Annotated in this window: 1 protein-coding gene; it reads right to left on the minus strand. The window is 60.8% G+C overall.

The window, feature by feature from the left end; all coding sequences use genetic code 11:
* Positions 1-10 precede the first annotated feature (10 nt).
* Positions 11-760 carry an electron transfer flavoprotein subunit beta/FixA family protein gene (locus C3Y91_RS03435; protein ID WP_130763816.1) on the minus strand — a complete coding sequence of 250 codons (750 nt, stop codon included), beginning with the start codon at positions 758-760 and terminating at the stop codon, positions 11-13.
* Positions 761-763 lie beyond the last annotated feature (3 nt).

The following is a 763-nucleotide window of genomic DNA, read 5'->3' on the forward strand; positions in this document are numbered from 1 at the left end:
TAGTTCTGGCTTAAAGCACGCCGGCTTCGTTTTTGAGCTTGTCGATCAGCTCGGCGACCGACTTGACCTTGACGCCGGCCTTGCGGCCCGACGGCTCCTCGGTCTTCAACACCTTGAGGCGCGGAGTGGTGTCGACGCTGAGGTCGCCTGGCGTCTTCTTGTCGAGCGGCTTCTTCTTCGCCTTCATGATGTTCGGCAGCGAGGCATAACGCGGTTCGTTCAAGCGCAGATCGGTGGTGACAACCGCCGGCAGCTTGATCTCGATCGTCTGCAGGCCGCCATCGACTTCACGGGTCACCTGAGCCTTGCCATCACCGATCTCGATCTTCGAAGCGAAGGTCGCTTGGGCAATTCCCATCAGCGCCGCCAGCATCTGGCCGGTCTGATTGCTGTCGTCATCGATCGCCTGCTTGCCGACGATGATCAGACCGGGCTGTTCGGCATCGGCCACAGCCTTGAGGATCTTGGCGACGGTGAGCGGCTCGATTTGATCGTCGGTCTCAATGAGGATCGCCCGGTCGGCGCCCATGGCGAGTGCCGTCCTCAGCGTCTCCTCGGCCTTGGCAGGACCGATCGAGACGACCACCACCTCCTCGCACTTGCCGGCTTCCTTCAGCCGCAGCGCCTCTTCCACCGAGATCTCGTCGAACGGGTTCATCGACATCTTCACATTGGCAAGCTCGACACCCGTGCCATCCGGCTTCACCCGGATCTTCACGTTGTAGTCGACAACCCGTTTGACTGGGACGAGTATCTTCATGGG

Origin of the sequence: Rhizobium ruizarguesonis (assembly GCF_012349115.1) — a bacterium.
Taxonomy (GTDB): Bacteria; Pseudomonadota; Alphaproteobacteria; order Rhizobiales; family Rhizobiaceae; genus Rhizobium; species Rhizobium ruizarguesonis.

Coding starts and splice junctions, on each gene's coding strand:
- C3Y91_RS03435 (WP_130763816.1), bottom strand. CDS start 760: ATGAAGATACTCGTCCCAGTCAAACGGGTTGTCGACTACAACGTGAAG.